This window comes from Clostridium sp. Cult2, assembly GCF_021655075.1.
GTDB lineage: Bacteria > Bacillota > Clostridia > Tissierellales > Tepidimicrobiaceae > Schnuerera.
Window position 1 is genome coordinate 25,512 of the sequence record NZ_PPXX01000002.1, and the last position, 16,572, is coordinate 42,083.

Sequence of the window (16,572 nt, forward strand, 5' to 3'; positions counted from 1 at the left end):
TTATTAGTCACTATTACTACGCAAATTATTAAGAAAGGGGTTACTTAAATGGAGGATAGAAGACTAGGAAGGCATATTTTAGTCGAATTCTACAATTGCGATAATCAACTGCTAAATGATGCTCAATTAATAGAAAAATATATGGTAGAAGCTGCTAATAAAGCAAAGGCTACCGTAGTAAAATCAGTTTTCCACACCTTTAATCCTTGGGGTGTAAGTGGAGTTGTAGTCATTCAAGAATCCCATTTAACCATACACACTTGGCCTGAATATGGATATGCTGCCATAGATTTATTTACCTGCGGTGAAGAAGTGGACCCTTGGATTGCTTTCCAATATTTAAATGACAAATTAAAGGCAGAAAAGACAGAAACCTTTGAAATAGATAGAGGGGAAGTAAATAAAATCTATTACTACTCTAATGGTAAATATAATAATATAGTGTATAAACCACAAACTAAAGGATTGGGGGGATAAAATGGAACTTTGGTTTAGTGAATTGCACAATAAAAATAGTAAATTTTCTATAAAAGTAAAAGAACATATATATTCTATCCAAAGTGCTTTTCAAAAAATAGATATATTAGATACCTATGAATATGGCAAAGTATTGATTATTGATGGATATATCATGCTAACAGAAAAGGATGAATTTGTATATCACGAGATGATAGTCCATGTTCCCTTGGCTATAAATCCCAATATTAAAAATGTATTGGTCATAGGTGCTGGTGACGGTGGAACTTTAAGGGAATTGATAAGATATAAAACTGTGGACACAATTGATTTTGTGGAAATAGATAAAGAAGTAGTAAAGGCATCTAAAAAGTATTTGCCTTTTCTCAATAGTGGATTTAATGATAACAGGATTAACACCTTTTATGAAGATGGAGTTGAATTTGTTAAAGATAAAGAAAATATTTATGATTTGATTATAATTGATTCTACAGACCCTATAGGCCCAGGAGAAGGCCTTTTTACAACTGAATTTTACAATAATTGCTTCAAATCCTTAAAAGATGACGGGATTCTAGTTAATCAAAGTGAATCCGCTTATTTTCAAGAAGACAGGCTAGAATTCCAGAGGGCTATAGAAAAACTTAAAAGTATTTTTCCTATAACTACAGCTTATCAAGCTAATATTCCTACCTATCCATCAGGGAATTGGCTCTTTGGATTTGCCTCCAAAAAATATCATCCCCTTAAAGACCAGAAAACTATGGAATGGCAAAAGCTAGGATTAAAAACTAAATATTATAATGAAAACCTTCATAGGGGAGCCTTTTACCTGCCAAATTATATTCTTGATATAATCAATAATAGCTAAACGAATCTAAATTTTAACCAAAATAGACATAAACTGTATAATATCTCCATCCTTAGTCCTATTTACTTTTAGGTAAATTTCGACATATAATTATAAATGAAGACTTCCAAAAAATCTTTCTTCCCCGTATGGGCAAAGGAAACTTGCTCATTTCCCTATTTATGTTAAGGTCAGGGATAAAATTATTCCTGACCTTAATACGATATTTTTGACATTTTGTCGATTTTTTTGATTTTTGTCATTATGCCCTTATGTTGTGTATTTAACTAGTAGAATGCTCTAATATCTGATATAATTGAATTATAATTATCAGGAGGTATTCTATGCATGTAGAAAAAGTTAAGTTTAAAAAAAACCTGCCTTTTTCCATTAGGATACAATCCATAAATAGATATCCTATTCATTGGCATGAAAATATTACAGAGATTCTTCTCCCTATAAAGGGCTCCATTGAAGTCATTGCCAATTTTGAATATATTTTAGTTAAAGAAGGTGATTTTTGGTTTGTCAACAATAAAGCCATTCACTCTATTAATAGCTCATCAGGGGCAATAGTGGCAGTTTTTCACATTGATTTAGATTATTTTGAAAAACAATTTGAATACATAAAATACATGTTCTTTAGGAATAATGGTTTTGCTAATACTCCTGTAGAAATAGAAGAGGATAATTTTGATGATAAAACGAGAAAAGAGTATAAAATTCGATTTAAAAATTTGCTGATAAATTTCCTTGATAAAATTGTCAATAACAATCATTTATCGGAGAAGATCCTAGATAATTTTGAATTCCAATTAATATACTCAATGATATATGAATTTCATTGGCTTCAATTTCTAAAAAAGAAGGATAGTTTTATTAGTCCTTTCCAATTAGATAGATATCATAGAGTTGTCAAGTTTATCGAAAAAAATTATACAAGAAAAATAACTTTAGAAGATGTAGCCTCCAGGGAGTTTATTACCAAAAATTACTTTTCTCATTTCTGGAAGAATATTAGTTACTTCAGTTTCCAAGAACGAATTAGTTATGAAAGAGTATTAAAATCTCAGTTTTTCTTACTTACTACTGATATGAGTATCTCTTTAATTTCAGAAAAATGTGGATTTTCAGATGTTAAATACTATTATAGCCATTTTAAGCGATGGTTTGGTTGTATGCCTTTAGAATATAAAGAAAAATGTTTTACATATCAAAAAATAGCAACGGATTACAATAATTTAGAATTAAATAGTATAGGACAAGTCCTTATAGAATATGTTGATAAATATTTAACACCTTATAATGTCAATAGCCAAAATTCTGAATTTTCACTATTTGTTGAAAATTATCCCAAAATAAAATATCTATATAAAATGGATAAAAAAATGATTCCTCATGCTTCTAAAAATATTGTATTGGATATTTTAAATCATAGTAATTTTTGTATAAAAAATAACCACGTTATATTTAATTGGTATATTATTGATCAAATAGTCAAACTAACTAATTCTCTCTCCTTTAACCTCAGCATTAGATTGAGGGCTGATTATATGGAAGAGGCATGGTTTATTTATACTATTGAAAAATTTCTGGATTCTTGCATTTTCCGTTATGGTATCCAGACTGTTAGTAAGTGGGTATTTTATTTAGATTATAAGGGTAACGAATTATTCAATATGACAAATGCCATTAGGAAAATAATACATAAAAGAATAAAAAATGCTAAGATTAGCTATTATTTTGAAATATAATCGACAAATATGTTTATTGTTTTCTTAACAATCTCACATTTCTGTCAATAGTATTAAATCTTAGTTAATTATATAATAAACAGTGTAAAGATATATCATTATTATATATTAATGGGGGGATTCTTATGAAAGGTTTTGCAATGTTAGGTATTAACAAAGTTGGTTGGATTGAAAAAGATAAGCCTGTAGCAGCACCTTATGATGCAATCGTTAAACCAATAGCTGTTTCACCATGTACTTCAGATATTCACACTGTATTTGAAGGGGCTCTAGGAGATAGAGAAGACATGATTTTAGGCCATGAAGCAGTTGGAGAGATTGTAGAAGTAGGTAGCGAAGTTAAAGAATTCAAACCAGGTGATAAAGTTATTGTACCAGCCATAACACCAGACTGGAGAAGCATACCAAGTCAACAAGGATATCCACAACACTCAGTAGGTATGTTATCAGGCTGGAAATTCTCAAACTTTAAAGACGGAGTATTTTCAGAATTTTTCCACGTAAATGATGCAGATATGAACTTAGCTCTTCTTCCAGATGATGTTTCAATTGATGCAGCAGTTATGCTAACAGATATGGTTACTACAGGATTCCACGGAGCAGAATTAGCAAATATTGAACTAGGTGACGTAGTTGCAGTAATAGGTATAGGCCCAGTTGGATTAATGTCTGTAGCAGGTGCAAAAATATTAGGTGCAAGTAGAATATTTGGAGTAGGAAGTAGAAAAGCATTAGTTGAAGCTGCAAAATTCTATGGCGCTACTGATATTGTAAATTATAAGAATGGACCTGTTGATGATCAAATAATGGAACTTACAAATGGAAAAGGAGTAGACAGGGTAATAATAGCTGGAGCTACTTCTGACATAATGAAAACAGCAGTTAAAATAGTTAAACCTGGTGGAACAGTTTCAAACGTAAACTACTATGGAGAAGGAGACATAATTCCAGTACCTAGACTTGATTGGGGAAGCGGAATGGCTCACAAGACCTTAATTGGTGGTCTAACTCCAGGTGGAAGAGATAGAATGGAAAGATTAATTAAACTAGTACAACATAATAGAGTTGATCCATCTAAATTAGTTACACATAAATTCCACGGTTTTGAACATGTAGAAGAAGCTTTATACTTAATGAAAAACAAACAAGATGATTTAATTAAACCTATAGTATATATTGATTAATTCTATTACCTTTCACTAACAAGTTAATAGCAATTTAAATAAAAAAAACAAGACTTATAGGTCTTGTTTTTTTTAACTTATTTTAGTTTGTCTTTCTTCATCATCGCAAATAGTCACTTCAACAGTCTCTGTCAATATATCTGAGTAAGTGTAAGAAACTCTCCGTACTGAATCGAATTGGTTGCAAATCCTTACTACAAACAAGCTAGGATAAGCCTCTTCAAGTATGCCTTCTCTAATTGTTGTTTTCTTTCTTCCCTTGTTCGCCTTAAGAATTACTTTTTTACCAACGCAATCTTCTACGTTTTTGCGAATTTTGGTTAAGTTATTCTTTTCTAACAAAGTAACCACCTTCCATCAATTTTTCCCCTAATACTAGGGGGTAGAAGGAGTGTAAAGGGACACTCATGCTAAAATTATATCATAATTCGTCTATTATGTCAAGTAAACAAATATTATACTATGAATAGGTTTCTTTGTCAATTGTTTATTGGTAATATTCTAAAATTCCTTTAACTATCCCTTCTGTTAAATCTTCTAGATAGTTTTCATCTAGAAATTTTATTTCTTCTTGGGGATTTGATAGATACCCAATTTCTATTAATAAAGAACTGGTACTTACTCCTCTAAAAATATAAAAATTGCCTTCCTTTACCCCTCTCGTAACAATTTGTTTGGCATTTAAATTTTTTAATATATATGAACCCAGTTTTTTACTATTATAATCCTTTCTAAAATGGAACATTTCACAACCTTTCATCTTGGAATTGTAAAAATAATCCATATGAAGGCTTATATAAAAATCAGGTTGAATATTATTAGCTTGTTCTATTCTTTTTGTGATAAGAACTTTTTCGTCTCCTTCTCTAGTTAAATGGATTCTAACTCCCAAACTCTCTAATTTTGATTTCAATTTAAAGGATAATTTAAGAACTATGTTCTTCTCTATTAATCCCAATAAATCCCCTTTATGTCCTTCATCATCTCCTCCATGTCCTGGGTCTATTACTATTACTTTCCCATAAAGGGGTTTTTTTATACAAGGAAGCCGAGATTCTTTTATTTCCACCCCTGTATAATAATATTTCAATATATCTACATAGGAATAACCTTCTTGTGCCATCTTTTCTGCTCCATATTGACAGAGGCCTATTCCATGCCCCTTACCTCTGGTAACAAATTTAACCCCTGTTGGTAATATGGCAAACCTTGTAGAATTTAGGTTTAAAAGTTCCATTAATTTTTTACCAGAAAATCTTTCATTTCCTACCTTTATGGATAATACTCTGCCCTGTTGATCTCTTTCAACATCCTCTATAAAACCTGATATTTCTGATTCTAAATCAACATCTGCTTTTGGAAAATTAACTTTCAATAGCTCTTCTACTTCCTCTATACTAAAGTTTTTTTCATTCCTCCAAAAAATAGAATCCTTACAATAATGGCATAGAACCCTACGCAAATATATGATTTGATTTTCTATTACATTTTCCGAATTTTCCGTACTTCCTCCACAAGCTAAATGATATTTTGCATCTATAAGCTTATCGTTATATAGAATTACCATACCTTTAGTCTCGTTTACAGATTTAATTATCTTTTTTGTATTTTGATTATCATTGTAATTATCCCATATATTTTCAAAACTTCCCAATTCTATAAGATTAGAAGATTTTAATAGATTAGTCCTTAAAACTATTGCCTGTGCTTTTAAAGCTTCTATATGAAAATTAAAACCCATCTCTAAATTCAACAATATGCCAACCATTTTTTCTAGGGGCATTTCCGCTTCTTGGTTTTTTTCTTTATTAAAATACTTAATATTGAAACAGCTATCCACTTTATTACCCCCTAACCCTTATTAATACATATTATGAAATAAAGTTTAATAAGTGATAAATAAGGTGTAATTATTGTATGTGGAATAAGGGGTAATCTGTTTATAAGACTGGATTATCCAATATAGTCAATTCCTTTAATTCAGCATCCAACTTTACCTTTATACCTAAAGGAAGGGTTACCATTGGTTCACAGTGGCCTGCTTTTAAATTAGACAAAGTAGGTATTCCTATGGGTTTTATTATATCCTCTATAACCTGCTCTAAAGTAAGGGATTGATTGTATTCTGAATTTTTAGCTATGCAATTATTGAAATCCCCTAATATAATACCTGCTACTTCATTTAGTTTTCCTGACAGTCTTAATTGGGTAAGCATTCGATCTATACGATAAGGTTCTTCTCCTACTTCTTCAATAAACAATATCTTATCCTTTAAACAGATTTCATAAGGAGTACCTAAGGTAGCTACTATTAGAGATAGATTTCCTCCTATAATAGTACCCTCTACTACCCCTCCATTAATCCTTTCCAATTCTTCTCCAGAAGGATTTTTAATAACTCCATCACCATTTTTGTAAAGAATAAAATTATATAAACTTCTTTTCGAAAAGTAGCTAAAATTTTCAATCATATCTGAGGCTACCATAGGGCCATGGAAAGTTACTAAATTTGATAATTGATTGATTCCAATATGAATAGCGGTTATATCGCTATAACCTATGAATACCTTTGGATTATCTTTTATCAATTCATAATCTATTAAATCCAAGATTCGTGGTGTTCCATAACCACCCCTTAAACATATTATTCCATCCACTTCCTTATCTCTAAACATATGGTTTAAATCCTCAGCTCTTAGATTATCATTTCCCGCTAGATATCCATAGTTTGCATAACAACTTTTCCCCATCTTCACTCTAAAGCCCATATCCATCAATATATTATAGGACTTTTCCACATTTTCTTCACTAGTGGGACTAGCAGGAGCAACTACCCCAATGGTATCCCCAAACTTTAAAGCTATTGGCTTTATCACTCTAACCACCCCAATCCTTTTCTATTATATTATAAATAAGTTGGTTTCTACATGTTTTGTAAAAACCAACTTATTGTCTATATGTTTAATAGTCTAGATGCTATTGAAAAATAGACTACTAAACTTAAAGCATCTACAATTGTTGTAATAAGAGGACCTGCCATTATGGCTGGATCTATATTTAGCTTTTTAGCTACCATAGGCAATATACCACCTATTACTTTGGATATGACCACTGTAATAAACAGAGTGATAGACACTGTAAAAGATACCAATAAACCTACATCATCGAATAAATAAATCCTAAAAAAGTTAACTACACCTAGGGCTATTCCCACTACTATACTAATTCTAAATTCTTTCCATATAACCTTTCCTATATCTTTTAAATCTATTTCTTCTAATGCCAGACCCCTGATTATCAAAGTTGAGGATTGGCTACCTGAATTACCTCCAGTGTCCATTAACATTGGTATGAAGGCGGTTAATACTACTACAGTCTGGAGTATATCCTCAAATTTTCTTATTATACCCCCAGTAAAAGTAGCAGAAACCATAAGAACTAATAGCCATATAATCCTATGCTTAGCAAGACTAAAAATACTAGCATCAAGATATTTTTCCTCTGTTGGGGACATAGCTGCCATCCTTTGAAAGTCCTCTGTCGTTTCCTGGTCGATTACATCTATAATATCGTCAACAGTTATTATTCCTGTTAATCTATTTTCTTTATCTACTACAGGTAATGCTAAAAATCCATATCTTTTAAATATTCCTGCTACAGTTTCTTGATCATCGTGGGTATGGACGAATATAACATCCCTATCCATAATATCTTCAATGGTTTCTTCCCCATTACTTATGACCAATTTCCGCAAAGAGACTATACCTTCCAACTTTCTATTCTTATCCGTTACATAACATGTATATACCGTCTCTTTATCAAGACCTGTTTCTTTAATATGGCTTAGGGCTTCTTCTACTGTCATTCCTTTTTTTAGGTCTACATATTCTATGGTCATTATACTGCCTGCTGAATCTGGTGGATATCTTAAAAACTGATTAATTAAATTTCTTTCCTCTTCTTTTGCATGTAATAAAATTTTCTTAACCACATTGGCAGGCATTTCCTCTATAATATCTACCATATCATCAAAAAACAGTTCTTCCACAATATGTTTTAGCTCTTTATCCGTTACCAACCCAATAATGTCTCTCTGTTGTTCTAAGGAAAAATGAGCAAATACGTCTACAGCTAAATCTTTAGATAACATCCTAAATATCAATAAGGCAGTATGAATATCAAGATCTTCTAACAGTTCAGCTATATCAACCTCATTCAATTCTTCCAATTCTCTTTTTAATGTAACATATTTCTTTTCTGCAATTAATTGTTTTAATCTTCTTTCATCCATATTAACCCCCCTTGGAAGAACTCTAGTTTATGGTAATGACTAGGGTTCTCCCTATTAAATTTTTGTCTAATAATATTTACACTAAACCTAGGCAAAGGACCAGAATCCACTAATCATCACCCCCACATTCCTCCTAGGGAAATTTATTTTTTGATACAACTATAGATTATTAAATTTCTATAGGATTTTCAAGAATAATTTTTCATCTTCTATTATTGTAGCACATAATCTATCTTTTATTAAATATTATGCAAATAAAAAAAATTGGGAACAGGCAATTAAATCTTTGCCTATTCCCAAATGAAATATTGTTAACAGGATGAAACTCCTCTATCTGGTATTATTGTAAATCCTTTTCTTAACCAATTATCACTATAATCTATAGTGAAAGCTCCAAAACTCTCTGTTAAATAATCTTCTATTAAAAATGTATATTCGCCTACATCTATTGAGGCATCTCCTTCTTTAAGCTCATCCAGAGCCAATCCAAATGATGGACCACCTCAACCATAGCCTGCGATATAAATTCTTAAAGGTTTTTTATCCTTTCTTGAATCCAATACTTTTTTAAGCTCTTTTTGAGCTGTTTCAGTTAATTCAATCTTCATTATACTTTCCTCCCACTATTATTTTACTATATTCTATATACCCCACCATGGTATCCTTAATCATTGTATATCATAAATAAAAAAATTTCAACCCCCTAACTAAAGTTAGAGGGTTTTTTTATTACATTGCTCTTCCTGGGATTATTACATCTATTATACCTATTACTAAGGCTCCAATTATTGCTCCCCATACGGATATATTAAATCCTGGTACTATAAATTTGGTAGCATAAAGAATAATTGCGGCTACAATAAAACCAGTAATGCCTCTACCAAAAGGTGTTGCATTTACTCCAGTAAATTTCTGTATTAGATAGTCTAATAATGCTATGACTACCGCCGCTAAAATTAAGCTCCATAAATTATTTATTGAAAATCCGGGTGTTAGGAATGCTGCAATTCCAACTACTATTGCAGTAACCAAAATTCTTATTAAAATCTCACCTATATCCCAATCTCTAGTTCTATTGTCTGTCCTCTCTCTATTTTTGTCATTATTATCCATTTCTTCACCTCCTGATATAAGAATAACCATTTTAAAGTTTTTTATACATTTTAAAATAAATATTTAATTTATTCTGAACATATGATATATTTATTATGTAAAAGGTATATAATTTATGGTAAGATATAAATTAAATCATATATAAGGAGGCAACAAAATGGAAATCACTAAAGATATGTTGGTAGGAGAAATAATTCGTAATAAACCAGAATCAGTAGATACCCTATTAAGATTTGGATTAGGATGTATTGGATGTCCTGCCAGCCAAATGGAAAGTATAGAAGAAGCCGCAATGGTTCATGGTATAGATTTGTCTCAACTGTTAAAAGCTTTAAATGAATAAAAAATAATCTCCCCTTTTAATTAAAAGGGGAGATTATTTTTACTTACCTAATTACTCTATTTGTCTAGCATTTGATCTATTCTTGCTTTGTCAAAACCAACTATTTCTTCTCCATCAATTAATAGCACTGGAACACCCATATGTCCCATACTCATTAACTCTTTTCTTGCATCTTTATCTGTTTGAATATTTTTTTCTGTATAAGATACTCCTTTTTCATCTAAATAGTCTTTTGCTGCTATACAATATGGACAAGTATTGCTTGTGAAAATTACTACATTTGACATTTGAATTCCTCCTTAAATATACTAATTATATTTACAATACATATTATACCCCCACAGGGTATCTTGTGTCAAGTTGTTTATTGTACTTCATGCTTATATGCTACCCTTAAATCCAATCATTAATCATATTAATTATTTGAACCTCTTTTAAGTGGATTTACATGTTATTAATAAAGTACTATAATATAAAAAAATGAGGGAAATATTATGGCCCTCATCTTTTTTATTAATTATGTTTAACATGATCCAACCCTTGTTTAAATAACTGAAGAACATGGTCATCGTCTAGAGAATAGATTACAGTTTTCCCTTCCTTTTTAAATTTTACAAGTCTTAAATTTCTAAGGAGCCTTAAGTGGTGAGATATTGCTGACTGAGTCATGTCCAATAAGTTTGCAATATCACATACACAAAGAGAAGATTTTGATAAAACATAGATAATCTTAAGTCTGGTAGGGTCTGCTAAGGCTTTAAAGGTTTGAGCTAATTGATTCATAACATCTTCTTTGTATAGGCTTTCCTTTATTTTTTTTAATGTTGCCACACCTGCAATAGGTTCATGGCATATTTTCTTTTGGTTTATGGTGATTTACCTCCCTTCTTAGGGTTTATGGCTTAACGAGATGGTACCATTGGATTTATTGGATGGATTACTTTACCAGTTATAGGATCAATGTATAACACCCAATAACCTACTCCATCCACTGAATCATACCAAGTATTAAACCCTGTAATACCTCTAAAGGGATGTTCCTCTAGGGTAAATTTTCCAGGTACTCCGTAAACATAGTATTTAGTTTCCTGCTTTTCTTTATATAATCCAAATAGATAATGACCATATTTTTTTATTTGATTCATACAGGTAGCTGAATTGTACAGGAAAGGATATTTATAATCAGCGCTCATCAAATAATTGTAATAGGGTAAAAATCCTCTATAAGGTTCTGTACCGTCATCTTCTATTCTCCACCAACTATAATTATGGAGATATATTTTTAAAGGCTGTACCTGTGGGAAAAATCTTAATATGCTCAATATATAATTAGTCATTTGATTTTTATGGTTTAATCTTCTAGCATATTCTATAGACTCATAGCTTTCCCTATGTGATTCTTCTTCCTGGAAGTCAGAGACTTCCTCTACTACTTCTTCTATAGTTTCTGGCTCTTCTTTCGGTAGGTCAAAGACTTCCTCTACGGCTTCTTCTATGGCCTCTGGTTCTTCTTCATGAAGGTCAATGACTTCTTCTACTGCTTCTTCTATAGCTTCTGATTCTTCTTCATGGAGGTCAATGACTTCCTCTACGGCTTCATCTACTGCTTCTGGCTCTTCATAATGTACTTCTTGCTTATCCCCTGATAAAAGTTCTTTTATTAACCTATCTATAGTTCCATTGTCTTTTTCAACATATCCACCTAGTAATACATTTATACCCTTTCTTATAAGGATAGCATCTATTTTGTTTATTGAAAAGCCCTTTGATTCTAATTCTTTTAGATTTAGGTTTATATTGGCTCTAAATTTTCCCCTTTCATCTGTAAATATTCTGCCTAAATCTTCTTCATAGATTTTACCATTTCTTTCTTTTAATAGATATGCTCGGTAGTATTCCTCATTCTCACAATTCTCTAGATTGAAGCTTATAATCCCTTTGTTGCCCCTTACTTCTAATTTTGCATGTCCTTTTGGGTTTATATTGCTAATATTTGTATAATCGTTCTTTAATATAATATACTTTCTAAAGTATGTATATTCCATTGACATAAATAACCCTCCTTTTTAATCTTTATACTAATATATGTCTAAGGAGGGTAATGTTTTACTAATCTTAACAAAATCTTCAATTTTTAAATTTTCTGCCCTTATTTCTAGAGGTATATTGGCCTTGATTAATGTTTCCCTAATCTGTTCTTTATCCAATCCCCATGGATTAGAAGATAGGGAGTTTAATAGGGTCTTTCTTCTTTTACTGAAAGCAGTCTTTACTACTTGAAAAAATACTTTCCTATCTACCTCAGGTAATTCTTCTTTCAACTCCAGTTTGATTACTGCCGAATCCACTTTAGGTTGAGGCATAAATACGGTCTTAGGTACTGTAATCAATATTTCTGGATAGGTGTAAAAATTTACAAATACTGAAAGAGAACCATATTGTTTGTTTCCAGGAGAAGCTATTATTCTATGAGCTACTTCTTTTTGTATCATTATTATTATGGATTCAATATTTAAATCTTCTTCTATTAGTTTTGCAATAATAGGGGTGGTCACATAATAAGGCAGATTGGCTACCACTTTAATTGGACCTCCTCCTAATTTCTCTTCTATTAATCCTTTAATATCTACCTTTAGTATATCTCCATGAATTATTTCTACATTATCATAATCTTTCAGAGTTTCCTCTAATATGGGAAGCAAGCTCTTATCCAATTCTACTCCAACTACTTTTTTTGCATTTAAAGCTAACTCTTCTGTTAAAGTGCCAATACCCGGGCCTATTTCCAATACATAATCCTCTTTTGTAATATTCCCTTCTTGGGCAATTTTTCGAACAATATTTCCATCTATGAGAAAATTTTGTCCTAAGCTCTTTGAAAATCTAAACCCATATTTATCCAATATTTCTCTAATATATTTAGGAGAATATAATCTTTCGTTATTCATATTCTTCCATCATCTCCAAAGCTTTAATAAATTCTTCTCTAGTTATACCGAAATTGTTTAACCTATTAAGAAACTGTTTAGAATTTGCATAACCTATTCCTAAAATGTTTCCTAATATCTCCCTTTTCTGTTGACTATTTAAACCACCTATTAATCCCAATTCCATTAAATCCTCTTTGGTAAACTCTTCTCTTTTTTCTGTGATTATAGGTCTAGCTTTATTAATAGCCTCAATAATATCCTCTTTTGTAGCATTTTCTATTCCAATATCCCCTTTTTTTAAGGCCTTCCCTTGGGGCAAGAAGGCATGTTTACAGTTTTTGATATACTTACATAGGTTTTTTCTTATTTTCTCTCCTGCATGGTCTGGGTCCGTTAGAATTATTATGCCTCTTTTATTAGCAATTACTTTTAAATTTTCTATAAATTCTCTATCATAACCGAAACCACCAGTGGCGATTACCTCAGCTTCAACTGCATTTTTCACTGCTGTAATATCGTCTTTTCCTTCTACTATTATTATTTCCTTTATCAAAAGAAACACACCCCTCTTTTTGGGACAACAGGTGGGACAACAGGGACGGTTCTCGCTGTCCCAAAATTTTCATTCTATATACATTAAATGTATCCAATATTTAAAAGGACAATTGTTTATTGTTCATTCCCTAAATATTAAATAATTGCCTTGCATTTTCCGATGTTTTTGTTGCTACTTCTTCAAAAGTTATTCCTCTTAGTTCAGCTATCATTCCTGCTACGTATCTTACGTAGAAGGGTTCATTTCTTTTACCTCTGTAGGGTTCTGGCGTTAAATAGGGAGCGTCTGTTTCTATCATTAGCTTATCTAATGGTATAGCTTTTGCCACTTCCTTTGATACCCTAGCATTTTTAAAGGTTACAGGACCTCCCAAGGATATATAGAACCCTAATTTAATATATTCCATGGCCATTTCTACACTGCCTGAAAAACAATGCATAACTCCTTCTAAACTACCATCTTGGGCTTCTTTTATTATATCGAAGGTATCCTTTGCTGCTTCCCTAGTATGGATTATAACGGGTAAGTCTACTTCTTTTGCTAAATTGAGTTGTTCTATAAACTTTTTTTGCTGAATATCTCTAGGAGAATTATCATAATAATAATCTAATCCAATTTCTCCAATGGCTACTACTTTTTCCCTATTGGTAAAGGATTTTAATATCTCTATAGTAGAATCATCCATTTCTTTAGCTGAGTGAGGGTGTACCCCCACTGCAGCATATATATTATCATATTGTTCTGATAGGGATACGGCTTTTATACTGGAATTCAAGTCTGCACCAGGGTTTATCACTAAATCTACCCCTAATTCCTTTAAGGATTTAATTAGCCTATCCCTATCCCTATCAAATCTTTCATCATCTAAATGTGCATGGCTATCTATTAACATCTTTTCACTCCTTATGATATGGTAGCACCCGATTCTATATCTTCTAGAGTAGATACAAGGGTTAATTTGCCATCTTTTTCTGCTGCTAAGATCATACCTTTTGATTCTTCTCCTCTAAGCTTAATTGGTTTTAAATTAGCTACTATTACTACTTTTTTCCCTGATAAATCTTCTGGTGAATAGAATTTTTTAATACCTGATACTACCTGTCTTTCTTCTTCTCCAACTTTTAATTTTAATATCAATAGTTTATCTGCTTTTGGATGGTCTTTAGCTTCTATTATTTCTGCTACTTTTAATTGAATTTTATCAAAATCCTCTATGGTTATAAATTCTTCCTCTTTTGATTCAGTTTCAATCTTTTTATCTTCCATTTTTTTATTAATCCTCTCCTCAATTAATTTTTGATTGGCTTCATTTAACCTATCTAATTCTTTTTCAATATCCAATCTTGGGAATAAAACTTGGCCTTTTTCTACCTTAGTTCCTGGTTTTATTTTACCCCATTCTTTTGTATCTTCCCAGTTAATATTATGGTTAAATCCAATTTGCTTTAATATCTCATTAGAAGTCCTTTCCATAAATGGATTGAGAAGTAAACCTATAATCCTTATACTCTCAGTTAAATTATACAATACTGTGTCAAGTCTTTCCTTATTCTCTTCTTTTGCTAGTATCCATGGAGTGGTTTCATCTATATATTTATTTGTCCTTCTAACCACTTTCCAAATTTCTTCTAAAGCTTGACTGTAATTTAATTCATCCATATTATATTCTACCTTATCTGAGGCCTTTATGGCTAATTCTATTAAGGAATTATCTATATCTTCCTCTTTTGTTGGATTGGGAACTATTCCCCCATTATATTTTTCTACCATGGTGATGGTTCTACTTACTAAATTTCCTAAATCATTAGCTAAATCCGAGTTCAACCTCTGTATAAACTTTTCTCTTGAGAAAGATCCATCTTGACCAAAGGAAAATTCTCGTAGTAGGAAGTATCTAAAGGCATCTATCCCATAAAGTTCTATTAATGGTTCTGGGTAGATTACATTCCCTTTAGATTTTGACATCTTATCGTCTTCAAATAATATCCAACCATGACCAAATACCTTGTGAGGTAATTCTAAATCTAATGCCATTAACAAGGCAGGCCATATGATAGTATGGAATCTTACTATTTCTTTTCCTACTAAATGGACATCTGCTGGCCAGTATTTCCTAAATTTTTCATCCTTTTCTGTACTATAACCTAAGGCAGTTATATAGCATGATAAAGCATCTATCCATACATATACCACATGTTTAGGGTCAAAAGGTACCTTTATCCCCCAATCAAAACTAGTTCTAGATACACATAGGTCTTCTAGTCCTTCTTTTAAGAAATTGTTTAACATTTCATTTTTTCTGGATTCTGGCTGCAAAAATTGTGGATTTTCCTTATAAAGTTCAATTATTCTATCCTTATACTTGGATAGTTTGAAAAAGTAAGCTTCCTCCTTTGCTAGATGAACTTCTCTACCACAATCTGGACATTTCCCATCTACCAATTGACTTTCAGCCCAAAAGGATTCGCAAGGAGTACAGTATAATCCTTCATAATTGGATTTGTAAATATCTCCTTTTTCATATAATTTTTTAAATATCTTTTTAACTGCTTTTTCATGTTCCTTGTCAGTAGTCCTTATGAATTCATCATAAGACACTTCTAACATATTCCAAAGTTTTTTGATATCCTTTACTATTCCGTCTACATATTCCTTTGGCTCCATATTGTTTTCCTTAGCTTTCTCTTGAATTTTTTGGCCATGTTCGTCAGAGCCAGTTACAAGATAGGCATCATAACCTTGGGCTATTTTAAATTTTTTTAATGTGTCTGCTGCTACCGTTGTATAGGTATGACCTATATGAAGATTATCACTTGGATAATATATAGGTGTAGTAATATAAAACTTTTTCATATTTTTACCTCCTTCTTTAACCTTTAATAATTAAAAAAGCCTCCATCTCTTTATATAGAGACGAAGGCTTGAAATTCGTGTTACCACTCTAATTCGTTTAAACTTCGCAGTTTAAACCTCCATAGGTTACATATTATAACCTGGCACATGGTAACGGGTGCAACCGTCACAATCTACTTGATTTCGACTGTAAAGTTAAGGGGCCATGTTCAGATTAACCTTCAACGCTGGATTTCACCTGC

General features: G+C 31.5%; 17 protein-coding genes, 1 pseudogene and 1 other annotated feature (1 of these 19 cut by a window edge). Of the genes and pseudogenes, 5 read left to right on the forward strand and 13 right to left on the reverse strand.

All coding sequences use genetic code 11. The features are described from left to right. Positions 1-48: 48 nt before the first annotated feature. The 4 genes from speD to C3E90_RS00240 all read left to right on the forward strand — a co-directional run bounded on the left by speD (position 49) and on the right by C3E90_RS00240 (position 4,244). On the forward strand, positions 49-477 hold the full coding sequence (gene speD, locus C3E90_RS00225; RefSeq protein WP_236913535.1) for an adenosylmethionine decarboxylase: 429 nt from the start codon (positions 49-51) through the stop codon (positions 475-477). Position 478: 1 nt separating this feature from the next. Next, the gene (speE, locus tag C3E90_RS00230) at positions 479-1,327 is read left to right on the forward strand and encodes a polyamine aminopropyltransferase (protein WP_236913536.1); all 849 of its coding nucleotides are present in this window, start codon (positions 479-481) and stop codon (positions 1,325-1,327) included. 323 nt (positions 1,328-1,650) lie between these two features. Then, entirely contained in the window at positions 1,651-3,060 is a 1,410-nt protein-coding gene (locus C3E90_RS00235) for a helix-turn-helix transcriptional regulator (protein ID WP_236913537.1), read from the forward strand. A gap of 125 nt (positions 3,061-3,185) precedes the next feature. Beyond that, entirely contained in the window at positions 3,186-4,244 is a 1,059-nt protein-coding gene (locus tag C3E90_RS00240; RefSeq protein ID WP_236913538.1) for an NAD(P)-dependent alcohol dehydrogenase, read from the forward strand. Positions 4,245-4,316: 72 nt separating this feature from the next. On the opposite strand, the gene C3E90_RS00245 is transcribed toward C3E90_RS00240, so the two are convergent. From C3E90_RS00245 to C3E90_RS00270, 6 genes are all read right to left on the reverse strand, one after another. Then, positions 4,317-4,586, reverse strand: a complete 270-nt coding sequence (locus tag C3E90_RS00245) for a Veg family protein (protein ID WP_236913539.1) — start codon at positions 4,584-4,586, stop codon at positions 4,317-4,319. Between the two features lie 145 nt (positions 4,587-4,731). Further along, positions 4,732-6,084: an N-acetylmuramoyl-L-alanine amidase gene (locus C3E90_RS00250; protein WP_236913540.1), complete on the reverse strand. Its 1,353-nt coding sequence runs from the start codon at positions 6,082-6,084 to the stop codon at positions 4,732-4,734. A gap of 100 nt (positions 6,085-6,184) precedes the next feature. After that, positions 6,185-7,120, reverse strand: coding sequence for a S66 peptidase family protein (locus C3E90_RS00255; RefSeq protein WP_236913541.1), 936 nt, complete (start codon positions 7,118-7,120; stop codon positions 6,185-6,187). Positions 7,121-7,197: 77 nt separating this feature from the next. After that, complete coding sequence (gene mgtE, locus C3E90_RS00260) at positions 7,198-8,535, reverse strand: magnesium transporter (RefSeq protein WP_236913542.1); 1,338 nt, start codon at positions 8,533-8,535, stop codon at positions 7,198-7,200. Positions 8,536-8,846: 311 nt separating this feature from the next. Beyond that, positions 8,847-9,143 (reverse strand): iron-sulfur cluster biosynthesis family protein, encoded by a 297-nt coding sequence (locus C3E90_RS13550; RefSeq protein WP_442870545.1) that lies wholly within the window; start codon positions 9,141-9,143, stop codon positions 8,847-8,849. Positions 9,144-9,264: 121 nt separating this feature from the next. Beyond that, the gene (locus C3E90_RS00270; RefSeq protein WP_236913544.1) at positions 9,265-9,648 is read right to left on the reverse strand and encodes a phage holin family protein; all 384 of its coding nucleotides are present in this window, start codon (positions 9,646-9,648) and stop codon (positions 9,265-9,267) included. Between the two features lie 157 nt (positions 9,649-9,805). Between C3E90_RS00270 and C3E90_RS00275 the strand changes: the two genes are divergently transcribed. Further along, positions 9,806-9,991, forward strand: a complete 186-nt coding sequence (locus C3E90_RS00275; protein WP_236913545.1) for a DUF1858 domain-containing protein — start codon at positions 9,806-9,808, stop codon at positions 9,989-9,991. Between the two features lie 56 nt (positions 9,992-10,047). On the opposite strand, the gene C3E90_RS00280 is transcribed toward C3E90_RS00275, so the two are convergent. From C3E90_RS00280 to metG, 7 genes and pseudogenes are all read right to left on the reverse strand, one after another. Further along, positions 10,048-10,278: a glutaredoxin family protein gene (locus tag C3E90_RS00280; protein WP_236913546.1), complete on the reverse strand. Its 231-nt coding sequence runs from the start codon at positions 10,276-10,278 to the stop codon at positions 10,048-10,050. A gap of 226 nt (positions 10,279-10,504) precedes the next feature. Next, positions 10,505-10,774, reverse strand: a complete 270-nt coding sequence (locus tag C3E90_RS00285; protein ID WP_236913612.1) for an ArsR/SmtB family transcription factor — start codon at positions 10,772-10,774, stop codon at positions 10,505-10,507. 119 nt (positions 10,775-10,893) lie between these two features. Further along, entirely contained in the window at positions 10,894-12,042 is a 1,149-nt protein-coding gene (locus C3E90_RS00290) for a hypothetical protein (RefSeq protein WP_236913547.1), read from the reverse strand. A gap of 27 nt (positions 12,043-12,069) precedes the next feature. Further along, positions 12,070-12,939: a 16S rRNA (adenine(1518)-N(6)/adenine(1519)-N(6))-dimethyltransferase RsmA gene (rsmA, locus tag C3E90_RS00295; protein ID WP_236913548.1), complete on the reverse strand. Its 870-nt coding sequence runs from the start codon at positions 12,937-12,939 to the stop codon at positions 12,070-12,072. Next, positions 12,932-13,474 (reverse strand): ribonuclease M5, encoded by a 543-nt coding sequence (gene rnmV / locus C3E90_RS00300; RefSeq protein ID WP_236913549.1) that lies wholly within the window; start codon positions 13,472-13,474, stop codon positions 12,932-12,934. Before rnmV ends, rsmA begins: the two co-directional genes overlap by 8 nt. A gap of 130 nt (positions 13,475-13,604) precedes the next feature. Beyond that, entirely contained in the window at positions 13,605-14,369 is a 765-nt protein-coding gene (locus C3E90_RS00305; protein WP_236913550.1) for a TatD family hydrolase, read from the reverse strand. A gap of 11 nt (positions 14,370-14,380) precedes the next feature. After that, a pseudogene (metG, locus tag C3E90_RS00310) lies at positions 14,381-16,336 on the reverse strand (methionine--tRNA ligase); the annotation flags it as partial. 47 nt (positions 16,337-16,383) lie between these two features. Beyond that, positions 16,384-16,572, reverse strand: a binding site (T-box leader) (it continues 53 nt past the right edge of the window).